This is a genomic window from Streptococcus mitis (assembly GCA_001560895.1).
Taxonomy (GTDB): Bacteria; Bacillota; Bacilli; order Lactobacillales; family Streptococcaceae; genus Streptococcus; species Streptococcus mitis_Q.
This window is the reverse complement of record CP014326.1, coordinates 325,992-347,777: the sequence shown is the minus strand read 5'-3', so window position 1 is coordinate 347,777 and position 21,786 is coordinate 325,992. Positions and strand designations below refer to the sequence as shown.

Below are 21,786 nucleotides of genomic sequence, written 5' to 3'. Positions count from 1 at the left end.
AGAAATTCCGTTATTATTTTTCGGAGGAAAAAGAAATGTCCATCAATTGGCAGGAAATTTTATTTCACTTTTTAGGTGGTCTAGGACTATTTTTATATAGTATCAAGACCATGGGAGACGGTTTGCAACAAGCTGCTGGAGATCGCCTTCGCTTTTACATTGACAAGTACACTAGCAATCCCTTTTTAGGTGTTCTAGTCGGGATTGTCGTAACTGCCCTGATTCAGTCAAGTACAGGGGTTACAGTTATCACGGTTGGACTGGTCAGCGCTAGTCTTCTAACTCTTAGACAGGCTATCGGAATTATCATGGGAGCCAACATAGGAACCACTGTTACTTCCTTTATCATCGGTTTCAAGCTTGGCGAGTATGCTTTACCCCTGATTTTCCTTGGAACCATGTTCCTCTTCTTTACCAAAAATAGAACAGCAAACAATATCGGGCGCATCCTGTTTGGTGTAGGGGGAATCTTCTATGCCCTCAACCTCATCAGTGCCGGTATGAGTCCGCTTAAAGATTTACCACAATTCAAGGAATATATGGTAACCTTGGGACAAAATCCTGTGTTGGGAGTTTTTGCCGGTGCAGTGATTACCGTTCTTATCCAAGCTTCTTCTGCGACAATCGGGATTTTGCAAGGTCTCTATGCAGGTGGATTCCTTGACCTTAAAGGTTCTCTACCAGTTCTCTTCGGGGATAATATCGGGACAACTCTAACCGTTATCATCGCGGCAGCTGGAGCCAATGTCTCTGCGAAACGCGTTGCTGCAACCCACGTTACCTTTAACGTTTTAGGGACTGTTCTTTGCTTAATCTTATTAGGTCCATTTACGTCTATGATTGAGTACTTCCAAGCACTCCTTCACCTCTCACCTGAGATGACCATCGCCTTCTCTCACGGTGCCTTTAACGTAAGTAACACCATTGTACAATTTCCATTCATCGGAGCCTTGGCTTACTTTGTAACCAAGCTCATCCCTGGTGAAGATGAAGTTGTCAAGTACGAGCCACTTTATCTTGATGAGCATTTGATTAAACAAGCTCCATCAATCGCTCTCGGAAATGCCAAAAAAGAACTCCTTCACTTGGGAAATTATGCTTCTAAAGCCTTTGACCTTTCATACAACTACATCATTGACCTCAATGAAAAGGTTGCTGAAAAAGGACACAAGACAGAAGAAGCCATCAATACCATTGATGAAAAATTGACTCGTTACCTGATTACTCTTTCAAGTGAAGCCCTTAGCCAGAAAGAAAGTGAAGTGCTCACAAACATCCTGGATTCATCCCGTGATTTGGAACGGATTGGGGATCACGCAGAAGCCCTAATCAATCTGACCGACTACCTTCAACGTAAAAACGTTGAGTTCTCTGAAGCTGCTTTGCAGGAATTGGCTGATATCTATCAAAAAACCACTGGCTTTATCAAGGATGCCCTTGATAGCGTGGAAAACAATGATATTGAAAAAGCTCAAAGTCTGATTGAACGCCATAAAGAAATCAACAATATGGAACGTGTTCTCAGAAAGACCCACATCAAACGCCTCAACAAGGGCGAGTGTTCAACACAAGCTGGGGTCAACTTTATCGATATTGTTTCCCACTACACTCGTGTATCAGACCATGCTATGAATCTAGCTGAAAAGGTCATCGCTGAACAAATCTAAGAACCAAGAAGCTATCCTAATACTCAATGAAAATCAAAGAGCAAACTAGGAAACTAGCCACAGGCTGTACTTGAGTACGGCAAGGCGACGTTGACGTGGTTTGAATTTGATTTTCGACGAGTATAAATGGGATGGCTTTTTTCTTTTCCTAACCAAGAATTGCTTTTCTACCATATAAAAAATGCTTTGATCCACAATGGAATCAAAGCATTTTAAAGAGTTCCCCATACATAAGCGCAGAAGCTGCAGTTCCTCTGTACTTGGCTTCTTCTCTCTTGATAAAGCGAGCCAAGTTGAGCAACTCAGGTGCCGGATGTTTGGGATTTAGGAGCAATTCATGATTGACCAGTCCTGAGAGACGAACTGCTAACAATTGCTCATTTGTACTAGGCAGTTTTTTGGCAGTCTCTAGGAGAGCAGCAACTAAATCTTCACTCAAATCATGTCGAGCATGATTGTAAAGATCTTTTATAAGGCTTTCTAGGTTTGGTTCTACCATCCCTACCACCTCCCTTATGGTTTAATAATTTTTAATCAAATCAACTGTTGAACGATCCAATTTTTTCACCAAGGCTTGCAAGAAAGCTTGAGCTTCTAAGAAGTCATCCATTGCATAGAGGGTTTGGTGAGAATGGATATAACGAGCGCAAACACCGATTGTTGTAGATGGGACACCACCATTTTTCAGATGAGCTGCGCCAGCGTCTGTTCCGCCTTTACCACAGTAGTATTGGTACTTGATACCAGCTTCCTCAGCCGTTGTCAAAAGGAAATCCTTCATTCCTGGGAGAAGCAAGTGTCCTGGATCGTAGAAACGAATCAAGGTTCCATCCCCAATCTTGCCTTGACCGCCATAAACATCACCAGCAGGTGAACAGTCAACTGCTAGGAAAACTTCTGGATCAAATTTAGTTGTGGAAGTATGAGCACCACGGAGACCAACCTCTTCTTGGACGTTAGAGCCAAGATAGAGTTCATTTCCGAGTTTTTGACCTGACAGAGCTTCTGCCAACTCGCTCACCATGAGAACCCCGTAACGGTTATCCCAAGCTTTTGAAATGATATTTTTTTCATTGGCTGTCAAGATTGCAGAACTATCTGGTACGATGGTGTCACCAGGACGGATTCCAAAACTTTCTGCCTCAGCCTTGTCCGCAAAACCGCCATCAAAGACGATATCTGCAATAGCTGGCATGGTTGGTCCACCCTTACCACGAGTCAAATGTGGAGGTACTGATCCTGAGATTACTGGAATTTCACGACCGTCACGAGTAAAGAGTTTGAAACGTTGGCTGCTGACTACCATGGGGTTCCAACCACCAATTTCAACCACACGGAAGGTACCATCTGGCTTAATATCGCTGACCATAAAACCAACTTCATCCATGTGAGAAGCGACCAAGACGCGCGGCGCATCCGCAGCTTCTGAATGTTTAATTCCGAAAATACCACCCAAGCCATCTGTCACCACTTCATCCACGTGCGGTGTCAACTTTTCACGAAGATAAGCACGGACAGGTGCTTCATGACCTGAGATCGCAGCAAGTTCTGTTACTTCTTTGATTTTTGAAAATAATGTTGTCATTTCAGTTCCTTCTTTCTTTCATCCATTTTACCACTTTTTATAGGAGAAGGATAGCGGGAAGGTGGATTTCTAAATTAGTATCTTAGTCTTACTGTATCTTAGAAAAAGCTTGTATTTTCTTGCATGTGATGTGAAATCTAAGAACTATTCCAAGATCAACCAAACTATTAATTTCCAAACAAAAAAACAATCCAATGCTATACTTGTTTAGTTTTTTCATGAAATTTACAGAAAACAGTTGACTTTGCCTTCTTATTTCTTTAAAATAGTACAAAACTAGAAAAAGGAAAAAATCATGACCAAAATAATTCTTGTTACAGGTGGAGCTGGCTACATTGGCTCCCATACCGTTAAAGCTCTTTTAAATGCTGGATACCAGGTGCATGTCTTAGATAATCTCTCTACAGGAAATCGTTCGGCTGTAGATAGTCGTGCTAGCTTTAAACAACTGGATGTTTATGATGCTAGCTCCTTAAAAACTTATTTGGAAGAAAACAAGATTGACGCTGTTCTCCATTGTGCGGGTGAGATTGTTGTGAGCGAAAGTATTGAAAATCCAAGCAAATACTTCACTGCCAATGTTGCTGGTATGAACCAAGTTCTCAAAGTCTTGTCTGAAGTTGGTATTCAAAAAATCATGTTCTCTTCGACTGCTTCTCTCTATGGTAATAACTGTATTGATAAGCCAGCTACTGAAGATACCCTGCTCGACCCTGTCAACCCTTATGCAGAAACAAAACTGATGGGTGAAAGAATGATTTACTGGATGGCTAATCGCTACGATTGGAAATATGTTATTTTCCGCTACTTTAATGTTGCTGGAGCTGAAATGGATGCTTCAAATGGTCTCCGTGTAAAAAATCCAACTCATATCATTCCCAATATCAACAAGACCGCATTGGGACAAAATGATAGCCTGAAAATATTTGGAGATGACTACGATACACGTGACGGTTCATGTATTCGAGATTACATTCATGTCTTGGATCTTGCACAGGCTCATGTTAAAGGAATGAACTACCTCTTTCAAGAAGACAGTTCTTCTCAAATCTTTAACTTAGGAACTGAAAAAGGCTATACCGTCAAAGAAATCTTTAAAACTGCTGAAGAATTACTGGATCAAAAAATCCCACACGAAATTGTTGCTCGACGCGCTGGTGACCCAGCCAGCGTCCTAGCAGATGCATCAAAAGCTAAACAATATCTTGACTGGCAAGCTAGCTACTCCCTCGAAGATATTATTTTATCGGATTATCATTGGCGTGTTAAAGAAGGAAAAAACATTTTAGAATAGGAAAACAGAAACATCAATAATAAATAAAAACACAGATAGATGGCACTTAGTAAATACCAAGTATCATCTATCTGTGTTTTATACATTAGAATACAATCTTACTTTGAATTTCTTTTCAAAGTAAAATGGTCTGGGACGGGATCCTTGCCTGTTTTCGACCAGGGATGGCAACGTAAAATCCGAGCCAAGCCCATCAAAACACCCTTGAAGCCATGTTTTTCAATAGCCTGAATCATGTAGTTGGAACAAGTCGGCTCAAAGCGACAAGAGGGTGGAAAGGCTGGTGAGATAAACCGTTGGTAAAAGCGCACAGGCGCTATTAAAATTCGTTTCATTATTTCTTGGTTACAGCCATGGTGTGTAGTTGGCTGATTTCTTTTTTATTAAGACGACGGGATTCTCCCGAACGGAGTCCTGTCAAGTCTAGATGTCCAAAACGGGTCCGAGACAACTTGTCTACTTGGAGACCGACAGCTTCAAACATCTTTTTAACCTGATGGTTACGCCCTTCGTGGATAGTCAACTGTACCACAGAGCGGTTTTTGACTGGATCCACTTTGAGAATCTCATAGACAGCTGGCTTGGTTTTCTTGCCATCAATCTCAAGTCCACGGGTCAAGGGGCGGAGATTATCCTTATTGGCCACACCTTTAACACGCGCGACATAGACCTTGTCAATCTCATTACGAGGGTGAATCATCTCATCCGTAAAATCCCCGTCATTAGTCAAAATCAAGACACCTGATGTGTCCCAGTCCAAACGACCTACAGGGTAGATACGCTCCTTCACGTTGGGCAAGAGGTCAACAACAGTCTTGCGGCCCTTGTCATCTGTCACACTGGAAATGACACCTCGTGGTTTGTTAAGCAGATAATAAACCTTTTCTTCGTTGTAGATAGGTTGACCTTCCACTTCGACCTTGTCGCCTGACTTGATGGTCGTTGCTAATTCACGCACTACTTGGCCATTCACCGTCACCAAGCCTTGCTTGATCAGCTCTTCTGCTTTTCTCCTACTGGCCACACCTGCGTGGGCAATATACTTATTGATTCTCATCTTCTTCTATCCTTTCACCAAATAATTGGCTTTCTTGGGCTTGAATCTCAAGCTCATCAATCACTGGTAATTCTTCTAAATGATTTATCCCCATGTAATCTAGGAAATAATCCGTAGTCACATAGAGGTTAGGGCGCCCCAACACTTCTTTTTTCCCGTCTTCCTTTATCAGGTCAAAAGCCTGCAACTTTGCCAATGCCCCACTCGAGTTGACCCCACGGATGGCATCAATTTCGATCCGCGTAATGGGCTGCTTATAGGCAATGATGGACAAGGTCTCAAGGGCAGCCCGAGATAAACTCTGGTTGATAGGTGCCTTAGAGTATTCCTTCAAAATCTCTGCAAATTGAGGCTTGGTCACCAATCTATAAGCACCACCTGTCTCAATCAGAGCCAAACTGGAATCTGGATCCTTTTCATACTTCTGGACTAATTTTTCTAAACTCTGCTGGATGCCTGTTGGTGGCAGAGAGAGGAGTTCAGCTAACTGGCGGACTCTAATCCCATCTTCACCCGCTACAAACAAGAGCGCTTCTATTTTTGCTACAGTACTCATCTTTCCTCTCTCAAGTCTAGCTTTGGGCCACTTGACTTTCTTCCTTCTTTTCCATGAGATAGATATCCCCAAAACTCTCATTCTGCACTAGAGTTAACTCCTGAGTTTTGATTAACTCCAAGGTTGCCAAAAAGAGGGTGATGACCTCTTGGACATTCTGGGCTTCCTTGAACAAATCCTGCAAGCGCAATTGATTTCGTCCAGTCAAGGACTCTTTCACGATAAGCATCATGTCCTCAATCTTATACTCATCTCGCAAGATAGTCGTGTGATTTTGTGCAAACTCCTCTTTTTTCTTGGCTAGGATATTTGAAAAAGCTAAAAAGAGGTCAATGGTCGTCTTGTCATGCACGAGCTCCGCATCTTCGTAAATCAACTCTGTCGGCGCTTTGGAATAATACTGGGCACGTTCTTGGTGCTTGGCTTCCAAGTGTTCACCCAAGAGCTTGAACTTGCGGTATTCTTCGATTTGAGAGAGAAGATCCTGCTCCAGATCATCTTCCAAATCTGTCACTTCTGCTACCTTTGGAAGTAGTTTGCGGCTCTTGATCAGCATGAGCTGACTGGCCATAACCATGTACTCCCCCGTCACTTCCAGACGCATGGCCTGAAGGGTTGAGACATAGGCTAAATACTGTTCGATAACTTCCGTAATAGGCACATCGTAGATATCCATCTGGTACTTAGAAACCAGGTGCAAGAGCAAGTCCAGGGGCCCTTCAAAATCTTTTAATTTAATATCCATTATCTATATTTTTCTAAGGTCAGGACTGTTTTTAATCCTAATTTTTTTGCAATTTCGTACAAATCGACCTTGTTTTCTATTTGTCTTAGAATGAACTGTTCCCGCAAGGCTTGAGCGGATAAGGTTGAGAAACCTTTCTCCTTGACAAAAGCTTCTAACTGACGAAAGGCCCACTGACGAGAATAGGCTTTCCCTGCCCTTTCAAAAAGATAGGTCTGGCCCATCAAGGGTTCCAATTCTGAAAGCAAGGTCGTGGGAATAGTGACAATCCTCTGTTGGGAAACCTTCTTGATTCGCAACACCTGAAAATCCAGATTGATATCCTCAACCTTGAGAGCTAAAATCTCACTCGGCAAGAACCCCATTTCTAGGATTAAGAGCGCTAGCAAGCGGCCCTCTGGATAGTCGCTTTCCTGCCAAAAAGAGTCTAGGTCTAACAGTTCTGGCTTCTCGGTCCTCTTTTCAGCTTGTTTGGCTAATTCCAGACGGTAAAAGCTGTCCACTTCTCCTTTTTGATAGAGAAAGTAGAGAAATTGGTTACAGGCCGAAATCTTTCGCTTCTGGGCGCTAATTTTTAGATTGGCTAGCTGGGCTTGGTAAATCTTGAGACTGGTCTCAGAAATCTGCTTGCCCACAATATCTAAAAGTTGCTCCAGATCATACTTATAGGACTGCTTTGAGTTGACAGACAAGCCCTGCTTTTCCTCTAAAAAGGCTGAAATCCTATCTCTCATTTGCATCGAATCTCATATTCCTTACTAAAGTCATGCAAGAGGGCATTGACTGCCTTGAGGATGGACCTGCGCGTGATAATTCCTTGGAAAATACCAGACGCATCCACAACCGGCAAGAAGGACTCATCTACCAACTTGTGCAAGACCTCCGTGATGGTGAAATCAGGCGAAACAATCGCTACGTCCGTTTTGGTCATATGAACAATGTCCGTATCCGCCATGATTTCTTGACTCAGATCATGCTCCATCTGATAAGCCATAATATCTCTGAGCCCAATCGTCCCAACAAACTGTTTTTCATCTGTTACAACAGGAACACGGGTATAAGTCATCTGACTGAGCAAGAGGGTCGCATGATCCGCATTGTGGGTATCAATCAACACGGCTAGATTTTCAGCAGGAGTCAAAAAAGTTTCCTCCTGCCCCAACAAGAAAGTCTCAAACTCCTTGGCAATCATCGGCTAAACTCCTTGGATAAGCCCGGATACACCTCATGATCTCGTGTCAAAAAGTCCACTTTAAAATAACTGTCATCAATCTCCACACGAGCATAGAGACATTCTCTGATAGTCCCACGTGGTTGACTGATAGAGCCTGGATTTAGAAAGAGGGTCTTGCCTTCCATCCAAGCACTTGGCACATGCAAGTGACCGTAGAGACAGATATCGGCCTCTTCCTCCTGAGCCCAGTAGTCCAACTTTTGAAAGTTGAAATTAATGTCAAACAGGTGACCATGGGTTTGGATAATCTTGGTCGAACCAAGCTCAGTCGCCAAACGTTCTGGGTAGCCGGCGTAGAAATCCATATTCCCTTTAACAACGCGGATCCCCTCCCAAAGTGGAGAATCAGGACGCAGTTCAGAATCGCCATTATGAAAAACGGCGTCAACTTTGCCTACATAGCGATCACGGATTTCTTCCACAATCAAGCTATCGCCATGAGAATCGCTCATTACAATGATGGTTTGCTTTGCCATGATGGAAATACCTCCAAAAGTTTCTTAACGGCTAAGGCGCGGTGAGATTGACTATTTTTTTCTTCAAGGGTTAATTCAGCTGAGGATTTGCCTGTCTCTCCCACGAGGAATAGAGGATCATAGCCAAAGCCATTTTCACCCTTAGGTTCAAAGTTAATGTAGCCAGGCCAGTCTGCTTCAACAACCAAACTTTCCTTGTTTGGGCTGGCTACGACTAAGGTTGTGTGGAATTGAGCTGAGCGGTCCTTGAGTTCAAAGACCATGGCCAATTCGTGCAAGAGTTTAGCATTGTTTTCACGGTCAGTTGCTCCCACACCTGCGAAACGAGCTGACCAGACACCTGGCAATCCACCAAGGACATCGACCTTGAGTCCAGAATCATCTGCCAGAACCATCTTGCCCGTTAATTGAGAAATGGTTTCTGCCTTGAGGCGGGCATTTTCTTCAAAGGTCATGCCTGTTTCTGCTACTTCAGGCAGGTCAGGGTAGTCATTGAGATTTTCCACATCGTAGCCTAGCTTGTCAAAGATAGCTCGGAACTCTTTGGTCTTGCCTTCGTTTCGAGTCGCAATCAATAAGGTTTCTCTGACCTTGCTTGTTTCAAAGAAATCATGAACATTGACCCCTTCTTTAGGCAATGCTACATGCAGGAGTTGCCCATTTTCAATCAAGAGAAAAGCTCCCTGACGTTGGATGACTTCCAGATTTCGCCCCATTTCTTGGTTGAGGATATCTACCACAAAAGACAATAAACGGTAGAGAGAACCATAGCGTAAAACAATCACAGAAATAGGAAAACCTTGTTCCTCATCTCGAAATCTTTGGGCAAACTCAAATAGAGGAAAATCCAAGTCTTCATCAGTCAATGTCCGGACACCACCAAAAATACTATATGAGCCGACATACCAGTCCTGGTCATCTTTATATTCATAAATTTTATTTGTCATAATTCTACATGCTCCACATAAATCTCTTTTTCCAGCCATTCTTCACCAATTTGTGCAAAACTTTGGCTGCTGGCTGTTGTGTAAAAACGGTGATGGAGTGGTCCGGCATCACGACCACGATTGATTTCAAAATAATTGAGTAAGACTGAAATGTCCCGTACGCACTCTGCCCCACTATCGATAAGTTGAACCTTGGGCCCCATAACATTTTGAATAATAGGTCTGAGAAGCGGATAATGGGTACAACCCAAAATCAGGCTATCCACCTTGCCGACCAAGGGACGCAGGGTTTCATAGACTACTTTCTTGGTGACACTGGTTGACAGGGCCCCAGACTCCACCAAGGGAGCAAACTTGGGACAGGCCAAACTCTCCACCTGTAAGTCCGGATCCAGATCATGAATTTTCTGACGATAGATGTCAGATTGGACCGTCATGGGGGTTCCAATCACTCCGATTTTCCCACCTTGGCTGGACTTGATGGCTGCTGAAGCTCCTGGCAAAATCACACCTAGGACGGGAATATCTAGTTGAGCCTTGATTTCTTCCCAGACGACCGCAGTCGCAGTGTTACAAGCAATGACAATCATCTTGACATCCTTGGTCAAGAGAAAGTTGACCAACTGCCAAGTATATTCACGAATTTGCTCAGCAGGACGGGGCCCGTAAGGCGCCCGTGCAGAATCTCCAATATAGACGATTTCTTCATGGGGAAGCTGGCGCATGAGCTCGCGCACAACGGTCAAGCCCCCGACACCCGAATCCAAAAAACCAATTGGTCGATTATCCATACAGTCTTCTTTCTAGTCTTTTTTCTGATTGATAGTTCATTATGATTATTTATCTTTAAGAACTGAATGACAGCCTAATCAACAACTATCTCTCTTAATCATAATCAAATATCAATAGAATGCAAGGAAAAAGTCTCATCCCTAAACCATAGCCAACATAGTGAGAAGTCTGGAATTTTCATCCCAGACTTTTCCTTATTTATTTTTTCTTTTTATTGTTAGCAAGGGCTGCTTTTTGTTGGCGGATGATTTGGTGGTAAACTTGTTGTACCTTAGCTTCGCTTGGTTTTTGACCATTTGCACTCAAAAGAGTACGAACTGCTTCAGCATTCAAACGTGGGTTGTCGGCAAATTCTTTTTCGATTTGCTTACGAACCAAGTACATTCCTCCAAGAGCTCCTCCTAGAAAAGCTAGCACAATCAATACAATTGCTAATAGTAAATCCATCATTTTTCTCCTGTTTCTTTTTGAGTCTCTTTCATTATACCACAAACTAGGCACCCTGACTAGTTTGTTTTACGCTTACATCTACTGTGATTTCCTAAGTAATTAGCAAATACTTCATACTTAGTAAAATAAGTCCATTTTTCTTGAAAGCCCTTGCAATAGTTCTATTTATTTGTTATATTAAAATTATTCAAATTACATTGCACAAATTTCTGCAAGACTTATTTTTTAAAAAGAAAATGTATGCGCTTACAGACATGAGAAAGGAGAATTTTGTGGATAAGAGATATTGGGAAAAATCCTGCAAGTATAGCATCCGAAAACTAAGTGTCGGAGCTGCCTCTGTTTTACTAGGAGCTGTTTTTTTAGCAGCACAGGATGTGGCTGCTGATGGTGTCGAGATTCCGGAAAGTGAGGCAACAATTACTGAAACCTCTGCTAAACCGGATACGAAAGTTGAGGAAGTTCTTGCTTCTAACACAGAGACTCAGCCTATAGCTGAATCATCTGAGAAGCAAACCATCGCAGAACCAGAATTACCTCAAACAAGTAGTCAGTCGGATACAACGACAGCTACCGCCCCTGCTGAAAATAAGGAGAGCGAGAAACCAGAACTTCCTGTGAACAAACAAGAACATTACGAACTACATTACAACCAACCAACTGCTCCTTCCTATGACGGTTGGGAAAAACAAGCCCTCCCAGTCGGAAATGGGGAAATGGGTGCCAAGGTTTTCGGACTCATCGGTGAAGAAAGAATCCAGTACAACGAAAAAACACTTTGGTCTGGAGGCCCACAGCCAGATAGTCAAGACTACAACGGTGGAAACTACAAGGACCGTTACAAAGTCTTAGCAGAAATCCGTAAAGCCTTAGAAGACGGTGACCGTCAAAAAGCCAAACAACTAGCAGAGAGAAATTTGGTTGGGCCAAACAATGCCCAATACGGTCGCTACCTAGCCTTCGGTGATATCTTTATGGTCTTTAATAACCAGAAGAAGGGCTTGGAAAATGTTACTCACTATCATCGTGGCTTAGATATTTCTGAAGCTATCACAACTACCTCCTATACCCAAGATGGAACAACCTTCAAACGTGAAACCTTCTCCAGCTATCCTGATGATGTCACCGTGACCCACTTGACTAAAAAGGGAGATAAGACGCTTGATTTTACCCTTTGGAATACCTTAACAGAAGATTTGATTGCCAACGGAGACTACTCATCGGAATATTCTCACTACAAGAATGGCCATGTTACGACAGACCCAAATGGTATCCTACTAAAAGGTACAGTCAAAGATAATGGACTCCAGTTTGCATCCTATCTAGGACTTAAAACGGACGGAAAAGTTACTGTCCATGATGATAGTTTAACGGTCACAGGGGCCAGCTACGCTACGCTTTTACTCAGTGCCAAGACTAATTTTGCTCAAAATCCGAAAACCAATTACCGCAAGGATATTGATGTAGAAAAAACTGTCAAATCTATCGTTGAAGCTGCTAAAACCAAAGACTATGAGACTCTGAAAAATGATCACATCAAGGATTACCAAAGCCTTTTCAACCGTGTTCAATTAAACCTCGGCGGTAGCAAGTCTAATCAAACTACAAAAGAAGCTCTTCAAACCTATAATCCAACAAAAGGCCAAAAGTTAGAAGAACTCTTCTTCCAATACGGACGTTATCTCCTCATCAGTTCGTCTCGTAACCGAACAGATGCCCTCCCTGCCAACTTGCAAGGAGTCTGGAATGCTGTAGACAATCCACCTTGGAACTCAGACTACCACCTCAATGTCAACCTACAGATGAACTATTGGCCTGCCTACATGAGCAATCTCGCAGAAACGGCTAAGCCAATGATCAATTATATCGATGACATGCGCTATTATGGTCGTATCGCTGCTAAAGAATACGCAGGTATCGAATCCAAAGAAGGTCAAGAAAACGGTTGGTTGGTTCATACTCAGGCGACACCATTTGGCTGGACTACTCCTGGTTGGAACTACTATTGGGGTTGGTCTCCTGCTGCCAATGCTTGGATGATGCAGAACGTCTATGACTACTACAAATTCACCAAGGATGAAACTTATCTTAAAGAAAAGATTTATCCAATGCTCAAGGAAACAGCCAAGTTCTGGAATTCCTTCCTGCATTATGACCAAGCAAGTGACCGTTGGGTATCTTCTCCATCCTACTCACCAGAGCATGGAACCATCACGATTGGGAATACCTTTGACCAATCTCTAGTTTGGCAGCTATTCCACGACTATATGGAAGCAGCCAATCATCTGAAGGTCGACCAAGATTTGGTGACAGAAGTGAAGGCTAAATTTGATAAGCTCAAACCACTTCATATCAACCAAGACGGCCGTATCAAGGAATGGTACGAAGAAGACAGCCCACAATTCACCAACGAAGGCATTGAAAACCACCACCGCCACGTTTCCCATCTAGTTGGTCTCTTCCCAGGTACTCTATTTGGCAAGGATCAGCCTGAATATCTAGAAGCTGCACGCGCAACCCTAAACCACCGTGGAGATGGTGGAACTGGTTGGTCTAAGGCCAATAAAATCAACCTCTGGGCCCGTCTCTTAGATGGAAATCGTGCCCACCGTTTGTTGGCAGAACAGCTCAGATCCTCAACCCTAGAAAATCTCTGGGATACGCACGCGCCTTTCCAAATTGATGGAAACTTTGGTGCAACCAGCGGTATGGCAGAAATGCTCCTTCAGTCTCACACAGGCTACATTGCCCCATTACCAGCCCTCCCAGATGCCTGGAAAGACGGGCAAGTCTCAGGCTTAGTCGCTCGTGGTAACTTTGAAGTCAGCATGAAATGGAAAGAGAAAAATCTTGAAACGCTATCTTTCCTTTCTAATGTGGGTGGAGACTTAGTCGTAGACTATCCAAATATCGAAGCTAGTATTATCAAGATTAATGGCAAGGAAGTTCAAGCTAGTCGCCTCAAAGATAACCGTATCCAACTTGCGACTCAAAAAGGTGATGTCATTACCTTTGAAAACTTCCCTGGACGAGTGACTCGCTTATCAGCCCTTCGAAAAGATTCCGTCACAGCTGAACTTGACTTTAACACAGTTGAAGGAGCAAGTCATTATGTCATCCGACGAGAAAGCAAGGATGAAAACAGTCAAACTCCTAGCGTTCGTGAATTTATCACCAACCAAACTCACTTTATCGATCGCTCGATTGATTCTAGCCATGCCTATACTTATACCGTTAAGGCTATGCTAGGGAATCGTACAACACCAGTTTCAGATGCTGCTTCTATCGATGCCTTCAGTGAGTTGATGGATGACCGTGACAAGAGCATCCAGTACGGCTCAGCTTATGGAAACTGGGCTGACTCAGAACTATTTAGCGGCACAGAGAAATACGCCGATATCTCAAATGGAAATTATTCTGATAAAGATGCGACTGCAACCATTCCATTCAATGGCCCTGGTATTGAAATCTACGGACTCAAGTCATCTCAATTGGGACTTGCTGACGTTAAAATTGATGGCAAGTCTGTTGGAGAACTTGACTTCTATACAGCCGGAGCAACCGAAAAAGGTGTATTGATAGGACGTTACACAAATCTATCCTCAGGTCCTCATTTGATGACCATCACTGTTAAGCGCGAGCACAAAGGACGTGCCAACGAGCGTGCAAAAATTTCTCTCGATTACTTCAAAGTCTTCCCAGGTCAAGGAGCAAGTGTTGAGAAGATTGACGACCGTGACCCTCGTATCCAGTATGGTTCCATGTTTAAGGATTGGAGCGATGCAGAACTCTATGCTTCTACAGAAAAATACGCTGACATCAACGCTGATGATAGCCTCGCTTCTGAAGCCACTGCAACCATTCCATTCTCTGGAACAGGTATCCGAATCTATGGACTGAAAACATCTGCCCTTGGCAAGGCGCTTGTCACACTTGATGGTAAAGAAATGCCAGCCCTTGATTTCTACACTTCAGGAGCAACTGAAAAAGGTGCATTAATTGGCAAATTCACAAATCTAGCTGATGGTGATCACGTTCTTACTTTGAAAGTGGATCCAAATTCTCCACAAGGACGAAAGAAAATTTCTCTTGATTCCTTTGATATCTTAAAGGCACCTTCTGTGTCTCTCGATAGTCCAAGTCTTGATTCCGTTAAGTCCAAAGATAAGACTGTTACCCTAACCCTACCAACTGGCAATTGGGATGCAGTCGCTGTGACCTTCCCTGGTATCAAAGATCCTCTTCTACTTAGAAAAGTCGATGATGATCATCTTGTCACATCAGGTGAACAAACAGTATTAACCATCAAGAATAATAAGGTCCAACTAGATATTCCTGAAACTACGGACCGTAAAGCTGGCAAGCCGATAGAAGCTTATGCCATCCAAGGTACAACAACGACTAGTCCTGTTGTAGCTGTCTTTCCTAAGGACGAAACTGCTCCAGTTGAAGAAAAAATCCTTACAAGCAAAGGGGATGAGCCTGCTCCAGTTGGAACCATTCCTGAGTACACAGATCCTATAGGCACTGCTGGAGATCAAGAAGCGCCTTCTGTTGTAATTCCTGAATTCACTGAACCTATCGGCACTGCGGGAGAGCAGGAAGCACCTTTCGTGGAAATACCTGAATACACCAAACCTATCGGAACAACTGGGGAACAGGAAGCGCCTACTGCGGAAAGACCTGAATATACCAAACCTATAGAGACAGGAAGAGAACAGAAAGCTCCTACCATAGACAGTCCTAATTATAGTGAACCTGGTAAAGGAGCTAGGCAAGAAAAAACATCTACTGGCAGTATTTCTGAGTATAAACTTCGTGTCTTGAAGGATGCAAAGACTGGTGTTGAGATTATTGGTAGAGCAACTGACTTAGAAGGAATTTCTCATCTCTCTAGTAAACACGTGTTGGCTCAAGAACTCTTTGGTAAGATATACGATGCTTATGATATTCAATTTAAAAATTCAAACAACCATAATATACAACCACAGGGAGCTGTTTTAGTTAGATTACCAATTACAGCTGATGTAGAAAATATTTATTACCTAACTCCGACAAAAGAATTGAAATCACTTTCTTTCACTATTCGTGATGGTATGGCAGAATTTACTACTAGTCTCTTTAGTACATATGCGGTAGTCTATCAAAATGTCAATACTCCGGAAACCTCAATAAACAAAACAGTTGCAACAACCTCACTAAACTTTGGGCAGGCTTCAACCACCGATAGTCCTACTCAACTGGAAAATACTCATCACAAAGAACAACTTCCAGAAACTGGTGAATCCTCAAATCCACTCCTCTTCTTAGCAGGACTGAGTGTAGTCTTAACATCCATTTTCTTATTAAAAAATAAGATAGATTAGATCTATAAATTTTTAAGAATTACTTAGAGGGCCCATTCTATTCAAGTTCAACTCAAGTATGTTATACACCATTTCATCTACCATTTAACTGATATCTTTTAAGATAATATTCTTAACTACAAACCAGTCCTTTTGTCTTGAGGACTGGTTTTAATATCGTATATCTAATTACCATCTGATAGATTATACTCAATGAAAATCAAAGATCAAACTAGGAAACTAGCCGCAGGTTGCTCAAAGCACCGCTTTGAGGTTGCAGATAAGGCTGACCTGGTTTGAAGAGATTTTAGAAGAGTATCAATTTCATATTTCTGCCTATCCATTCATACTACTAAAAGACTGAGACACTGGATCTCAGCCTTTTTCTTTATCCCAAAACCAACTCATCACTGACTAGGCTTTGGCCACTATTTTTCTGGAAGAGATGCATGAGATTTTCAACCGTCAGATGCTTTTTCTCCTCTCCCTTAACATCCACCACTATCTTACCCTGATAGAGCATAATGAGACGATTACCATACTCAATCGCATGGTTCATATCGTGGGTAATCATCAAAGTCGTCAACTGATGGTCTTCCACAATCTTTTGCGTCAAATCCATCACCATTTGACTCGTTTTAGGGTCAAGTGCCGCAGTGTGTTCATCCAAAAGCAAAAGTTTAGGTTTCACCAGAGCTGCCATGACTAGGGTCAAGGCCTGTCTTTGTCCTCCTGAAAGGTATTGAGTATCCACTTTCAAGCGATTTTCAAGACCAATATTCAACTCTTTCAAGGCCTCTTGAAACTGAATTCTGTCCTTCTCCTTCACACCCCAACCAAGTCCTCTCTTTTGCCCACGTCTCAAGGCAATAGCCATATTCTCCTCAATCGTCAAACGAGAAGCTGTTCCCATCTTCGGATCTTGAAAAACACGAGCAATATCCTTGGCTCTCTTGCGTACACTCAGATTTTTAATGGATTTCCCTTCCAACAAAAGATCCCCTTCGTCCACCGATAGATTGCCAGCCAAGATATTCATCAAAGTGGATTTGCCTGCGCCATTTCCACCAATCACAGAGATAAAATCTCCCTCTTCAACCTCTAAATCTAATCCTTTGAGGACATGGTTTTCATTGACCGTCCCTGCTTCAAATGTTTTGTGAATATTTTCAAGTGTTAACAAACTTGCCATAACTTTCTCCTCCTATTCATTTCTCAGTTTCAAACCACGAATCTTTAATCTCTTTTGCAATTCTGGTGCAAATAAAACCAAGGCTAGCAAGATTGCATTAAAGAGACGAACCAGATTTTGATCTAGATTTGGAATTTCATAGATATTTAAAATAATCAAACGGTAAACAATGGCACCGATTCCGATAGATAACAAGCGACCTCCAATGGTCAAGTCGTGTATCAAAACTTCTGCAATAATGACTGCACTCAAACCAACAACGATGGTTCCTGTCCCAGAAGTTACATCTGAAAATCCATCATTCTGAGCAAATAAGGAACCACATAGGGCAATCAAACCGTTTGAAATCATGTAACCAACAATCTTCATGGTGTCTACATTGACCCCATTAGCCTCACTCATAGGAATATTGTCCCCAGTCGAACGCAAGACCAAGCCAATCTCCGTTTTCATCAAAAGAGTCAAGACCAAGCAAACAAGTAAGAGACAGGCCAAGCTGAATGAGAAAACAGCTTCTTCACTTGTCAGCCCTAAGATCGCTAATTGCTTAAAGACAGTTGAAGAATCTCCCAAGGAAAGATTGGGCACACTTCCCATGATTTTAATATTGATTGAATAGAGCCCTGTCAAGGTCACAATCCCTGTCAAGAGAGCCGGAATTTTCATCTTGGTGTGGAGCATTCCTGACACAAGACCAGCAATCATACCTGCTAGCAAGGCAAGTAAGGTCGCAATCCAAGGATTTGTCCCTGCCTGTATCTGTGATACGACGACAGCTGCCCCCAAAGGAAAGGCTCCTTCAGCAGTCATATCCGCAATATCCAAAATACGGAAAGTCAAGTAGACCCCAATGGCCATAATCGACCACAACAAACCTTCTGATAAACTAGATAATACAAAACTCATCTTAAACCTCCCTATTCCTTGCTTTCTAACTTACTGATATCAATTCCTAGTGCATCTGCCATTTCTTTATTGGTATGCAATTCCAATTTTTCAGGCAACTCAACTGCTATATTTTCTGGCTTTTCACCTTTTAAAACACGAATCAACATGCGGGCTGTCTGCCGTCCCAGTTCTTCATAATTGGTACCGTAGTTATACAAGCCACCAACAGCAATCATTTCTGTTGAACCACCAAATACTGGAACCTTGTGTTTAATAGAAACCTGCTTGACTGTTTCCATGGTTGACGAAATGATATTGTCCGTTGGTACAAAAACCATATCCACTTCTGCCATCAAGCTCTCTGCTGCCGCCTTGACGTTGTTACTGTCCAAGATTGTTTTTTCAACAACGGTAAAGCCTTTTTCTTCCAGAAGGCGCTTAGCTTCATCCTTTTGGACAACTGAATTTGGCTCGCTCTGAGTATAGAGGATTCCAATCGTTTTAGCCTTTGGCAACACTTTTTTTATCAAATTGATTTGGGTTGAAATGGCATCTGATGATTGGTCGCTTGTCCCCGTCACATTTCCCCCAGGGTGTTCTCTTGACTCAACCAATTTAGCACTAACAGGGTCTGTTACAGCTGAAAAGATAACCGGTGTCGTTTGTGTTGTATTAGCCAAGCTCTGAGCAGAAGGCGTTGCGATGGCTAGAACGACATCACTAGATTCTGCTAGTTGCTGGGAAATGGTTTTTAGATTTCTTTGTTCTCCCTGTGCATTTTGCAAATCAATCTCGATATTTTTCCCTTCAATATAGCCTTGCTTGGCCAGCTCATCCACAAAACCTTCTCTAGTAGCGTCTAAGGACTGGTGGGTAATAAACTGCGAAATACCGATACGAAAAACATCTTTTTTCTTATCTGCCTTCAACTGATGCAAACTGATCAGAGAGGTCAAGAGGATCCCCACTACCAAGAGGGGGGCTAGTAATTTTCGAACAACTTTCATAATGAAACTCCTTCTCAGAAAAGATAATACTCAATGAAAATCAAAGAGCAAACTAGGAAACTAGCCGCAGGCTGTACTTGAGTACGGCAAGGCGACGTTGACGTGGTTTGAAGAGATTTTCGAAGAGTATAAAACAAAAAACCGCCTAGATAATACCTAAACGGATGCTTGAAATAATCTAACAAGTTACAACTTAGCTAGTCCATTTAGATATTCATCTACATGGACCACAATCAAAAATCTTAGCCACATAGATACAAACAAATTGCTTGAACTGTTTGCATCCATTGTGACATGTCTACAAACACTATCTAAAGTAGCTAAAGTAAAAGTTTTGATTCATTGTTACAGCTTGTCTTTTATTCATTTCTTTTTCTGCTTTCTTTTTTGATGTTTCCTATCTTACTACCTTTTTCATCAGCTGTCAAGAATTTTTTAAATTTTTTCGAAAATTCTTTCAAACTACTTTCAAAGTTTTTCAAATTAGTCCAACAAAAAAGGTTTATAATTTCCATAAAAATTGACATGGAAATTATAAAACCATTCTTAGTTTAGTCCTTGTTGATAACGTGCCAATTCGGCTTGGTTCGCCCAAACATAGTGACCTGGACGGATTTCTACCATAGATGGCTTATCAGCCTCATAGTCGTGTTGACTTGGGTCGTAAACCTTCAAGACCTTCTTACGTTCCAAGATTGGATCTGGGATTGGTACCGCTGAAAGTAAAGCTTGAGTATATGGGTGAATTGGATTGTTAAACAATTCTTCTGTTTCTGCAACCTCTACAATAACACCCTTGTAAATAACTGCGATACGATCTGAAATAAAGCGAACGACCGACAAGTCATGGGCGATGAAGAGATAGGTCAAACCAAGTTCTTTTTGGAATTTTTTGAGCAAGTTCAAGACTTGGGCACGTACAGAAACGTCCAAGGCTGAAATTGGCTCATCTGCAATAACAAAATCTGGTTGCATGACCAAGGCACGGGCAATACCGATACGTTGACGTTGACCACCTGAAAATTCATGAGGATAACGAGTCAAGTGCTCAGCAAGAAGCCCAACTTCACGGATGATATTTTTAACTTTCTCTTTACGTTCTTCTTCATCCTTAAACAGACGGTGATTGTAAAGACCTTCAGAAATAATATAATCAACAGTCGCACGTTCATTCAAACTTGCTGCAGGGTCTTGGAAAATCATCTGGATACGACGAATCAATTCCGCAGCTTGTTCACGCGATTTCTTACCATTAATCTTTTGGCCATCAAAAATGATATCACCATTACTTGTGTCATTTAGACCAATGATGGCACGACCAATAGTTGTTTTCCCACTACCTGACTCACCAACAAGTGAGAAGGTTTCTCCCTTGTTGATAAAGAAGTTAGCATTTTTAACTGCGACAAACTTCTTACTTCCTTCACCGAAGGAAATTTCTAAATCTTTGATTTCTACTAATTTTTCAGACATTTCCTTCCTCCTAGTCTGCCAGATGGGCAAATCCCATTTTTTCACGGATCTTATCGTGGAGATTTGCAATCACAGCTGGTTTTTCTACTTTTGGAGCATCCTCATGAAGAAGCCAAGTTTTAGCCCAATGTGTCTCCGATACTGAGAATTGAGGGGCTTTTTGTTCGAAGTCAATTTGCATTGCGTAGTCTGAACGCAAGGCAAAGGCATCCCCTTTCAGATCAGTATAAAGTGACGGAGGTGTTCCTGGGATTGAGTAAAGATCCCCTTTATCATCAGCAAGCTGAGGCAAGCTAGACAAGAGACTCCATGTATATGGATGGCGAGGGTCATAGAAGACTTCCTCAACAGTTCCATATTCAACGATTTCTCCTGCATACATAACCGCTACCTTATCCGCAATACTTGCTACCACACCAAGATCGTGGGTGATAAAGATTGTTGTGAAGTGATACTCGTTTTGTAATGATTTGAGCAAATCAATAATCTGTGCTTGAATGGTCACATCCAAGGCAGTTGTCGGCTCATCACAAATCAAGACATCAGGTCGGCAGGCAAGGGCAATAGCAATAACGATACGTTGACGCATTCCTCCAGAATATTGGAATGGGTATTCATCAAAACGTCTATCTGCGTCTGGAATCCCAACCTTATTCATGTAGTCAATGGCCAATTCTTTTGCTTCCTTGGCTGTTTTTCCTTGGTGTTTTACAATAACTTCTGTAATCTGACTACCAATTGTTTTAATTGGGTCCAAACTAGTCATTGGATCTTGGAAGATAGTCGCAATCTTAGCACCACGAATTTGTTCCCAATCCTTGTGAGAAGACAAGGCTGTCAAATCTTGACCACGGTAGTCAATGCTACCTTGAGCAATACGACCATTTTCTTCGAGCATACCTGTGAAGGTCTTTGTCAAAACAGATTTACCTGATCCTGACTCACCTACCAAGGCCAACACTTCTCCTTCAACTAGTTCAAGAGAAACGCCGCGAATGGCTGTCAATACTTTGTCACGAACGTCAAATTCCACGACAATATCGCGAGCAGTCAAAATTACATTTTTTTCTTTTGTCAT

At 42.2% G+C, this 21,786-nt stretch carries 19 protein-coding genes and 1 pseudogene; 3 read left to right on the top strand and 17 right to left on the bottom strand.

Annotated features, from left to right (window positions below):
- Nucleotides 1-35 precede the first annotated feature (35 nt).
- Nucleotides 36-1,667 carry a sodium-dependent phosphate transporter gene (locus tag AXK38_01905; GenBank protein ID AMH88102.1) on the top strand — a complete coding sequence of 544 codons (1,632 nt, stop codon included), beginning with the start codon at nucleotides 36-38 and terminating at the stop codon, nucleotides 1,665-1,667.
- Nucleotides 1,668-1,869: 202 nt separating this feature from the next.
- On the opposite strand, the gene AXK38_01900 is transcribed toward AXK38_01905, so the two are convergent.
- Together AXK38_01900 and AXK38_01895 are read right to left on the bottom strand one after the other, a co-directional pair.
- Nucleotides 1,870-2,166, bottom strand: coding sequence for an enterocin immunity protein (locus AXK38_01900; GenBank protein AMH88101.1), 297 nt, complete (start codon nucleotides 2,164-2,166; stop codon nucleotides 1,870-1,872).
- A gap of 21 nt (nucleotides 2,167-2,187) precedes the next feature.
- On the bottom strand, nucleotides 2,188-3,252 hold the full coding sequence (locus AXK38_01895; protein AMH88100.1) for a glutamyl aminopeptidase: 1,065 nt from the start codon (nucleotides 3,250-3,252) through the stop codon (nucleotides 2,188-2,190).
- A gap of 295 nt (nucleotides 3,253-3,547) precedes the next feature.
- Here AXK38_01895 and AXK38_01890 point away from each other — a divergent pair.
- Nucleotides 3,548-4,246: pseudogene (locus tag AXK38_01890) on the top strand (NAD-dependent epimerase).
- Between the two features lie 398 nt (nucleotides 4,247-4,644).
- On the opposite strand, the gene AXK38_01885 reads toward AXK38_01890, so the two are convergent.
- The 10 genes from AXK38_01885 to AXK38_01840 form a co-directional block, all read right to left on the bottom strand.
- Nucleotides 4,645-4,881 carry a membrane protein insertion efficiency factor YidD gene (locus tag AXK38_01885; GenBank protein AMH88099.1) on the bottom strand — a complete coding sequence of 79 codons (237 nt, stop codon included), beginning with the start codon at nucleotides 4,879-4,881 and terminating at the stop codon, nucleotides 4,645-4,647.
- Complete coding sequence (locus tag AXK38_01880; protein AMH88098.1) at nucleotides 4,881-5,603, bottom strand: pseudouridine synthase; 723 nt, start codon at nucleotides 5,601-5,603, stop codon at nucleotides 4,881-4,883. The genes AXK38_01885 and AXK38_01880 overlap by 1 nt, the downstream gene beginning before the upstream one ends.
- The gene (gene scpB / locus AXK38_01875; protein AMH88097.1) at nucleotides 5,590-6,159 is read right to left on the bottom strand and encodes a segregation/condensation protein B; all 570 of its coding nucleotides are present in this window, start codon (nucleotides 6,157-6,159) and stop codon (nucleotides 5,590-5,592) included. The genes AXK38_01880 and scpB overlap by 14 nt, the downstream gene beginning before the upstream one ends.
- Nucleotides 6,160-6,175: 16 nt before the next feature.
- Entirely contained in the window at nucleotides 6,176-6,904 is a 729-nt protein-coding gene (scpA, locus tag AXK38_01870) for a segregation/condensation protein A (protein AMH88096.1), read from the bottom strand.
- Entirely contained in the window at nucleotides 6,904-7,644 is a 741-nt protein-coding gene (gene xerD / locus AXK38_01865; protein AMH88095.1) for a recombinase XerD, read from the bottom strand. The genes scpA and xerD overlap by 1 nt, the downstream gene beginning before the upstream one ends.
- Entirely contained in the window at nucleotides 7,635-8,096 is a 462-nt protein-coding gene (locus AXK38_01860) for a hypothetical protein (GenBank protein ID AMH88094.1), read from the bottom strand. The genes xerD and AXK38_01860 overlap by 10 nt, the downstream gene beginning before the upstream one ends.
- Complete coding sequence (locus AXK38_01855) at nucleotides 8,093-8,614, bottom strand: metallophosphoesterase (protein ID AMH88093.1); 522 nt, start codon at nucleotides 8,612-8,614, stop codon at nucleotides 8,093-8,095. Before AXK38_01855 ends, AXK38_01860 begins: the two co-directional genes overlap by 4 nt.
- Nucleotides 8,590-9,561, bottom strand: a complete 972-nt coding sequence (locus AXK38_01850) for a non-canonical purine NTP pyrophosphatase (protein ID AMH88092.1) — start codon at nucleotides 9,559-9,561, stop codon at nucleotides 8,590-8,592. The genes AXK38_01855 and AXK38_01850 overlap by 25 nt, the downstream gene beginning before the upstream one ends.
- Nucleotides 9,558-10,352, bottom strand: a complete 795-nt coding sequence (locus AXK38_01845; GenBank protein ID AMH88091.1) for a glutamate racemase — start codon at nucleotides 10,350-10,352, stop codon at nucleotides 9,558-9,560. The genes AXK38_01850 and AXK38_01845 overlap by 4 nt, the downstream gene beginning before the upstream one ends.
- Nucleotides 10,353-10,551: 199 nt before the next feature.
- Entirely contained in the window at nucleotides 10,552-10,800 is a 249-nt protein-coding gene (locus AXK38_01840) for a hypothetical protein (protein AMH88090.1), read from the bottom strand.
- A gap of 185 nt (nucleotides 10,801-10,985) precedes the next feature.
- Between AXK38_01840 and AXK38_01835 the strand changes: the two genes are divergently transcribed.
- Entirely contained in the window at nucleotides 10,986-16,169 is a 5,184-nt protein-coding gene (locus AXK38_01835; protein AMH89601.1) for an alpha-L-fucosidase, read from the top strand.
- Between the two features lie 367 nt (nucleotides 16,170-16,536).
- Here the strand turns inward: AXK38_01835 and AXK38_01830 are convergent, their stop codons facing one another.
- From AXK38_01830 to AXK38_01810, 5 genes are all read right to left on the bottom strand, one after another.
- Complete coding sequence (locus AXK38_01830; protein AMH88089.1) at nucleotides 16,537-17,340, bottom strand: ABC transporter ATP-binding protein; 804 nt, start codon at nucleotides 17,338-17,340, stop codon at nucleotides 16,537-16,539.
- Between the two features lie 12 nt (nucleotides 17,341-17,352).
- On the bottom strand, nucleotides 17,353-18,246 hold the full coding sequence (locus tag AXK38_01825) for an ABC transporter permease (protein AMH88088.1): 894 nt from the start codon (nucleotides 18,244-18,246) through the stop codon (nucleotides 17,353-17,355).
- Nucleotides 18,247-18,257: 11 nt separating this feature from the next.
- On the bottom strand, nucleotides 18,258-19,235 hold the full coding sequence (locus AXK38_01820) for an ABC transporter substrate-binding protein (GenBank protein AMH88087.1): 978 nt from the start codon (nucleotides 19,233-19,235) through the stop codon (nucleotides 18,258-18,260).
- A 546-nt stretch (nucleotides 19,236-19,781) separates the two neighbouring features.
- Nucleotides 19,782-20,708, bottom strand: coding sequence for a peptide ABC transporter ATP-binding protein (locus tag AXK38_01815; protein AMH88086.1), 927 nt, complete (start codon nucleotides 20,706-20,708; stop codon nucleotides 19,782-19,784).
- A 10-nt stretch (nucleotides 20,709-20,718) separates the two neighbouring features.
- The gene (locus AXK38_01810) at nucleotides 20,719-21,786 is read right to left on the bottom strand and encodes an oligopeptide transport ATP-binding protein AmiE (GenBank protein ID AMH88085.1); all 1,068 of its coding nucleotides are present in this window, start codon (nucleotides 21,784-21,786) and stop codon (nucleotides 20,719-20,721) included.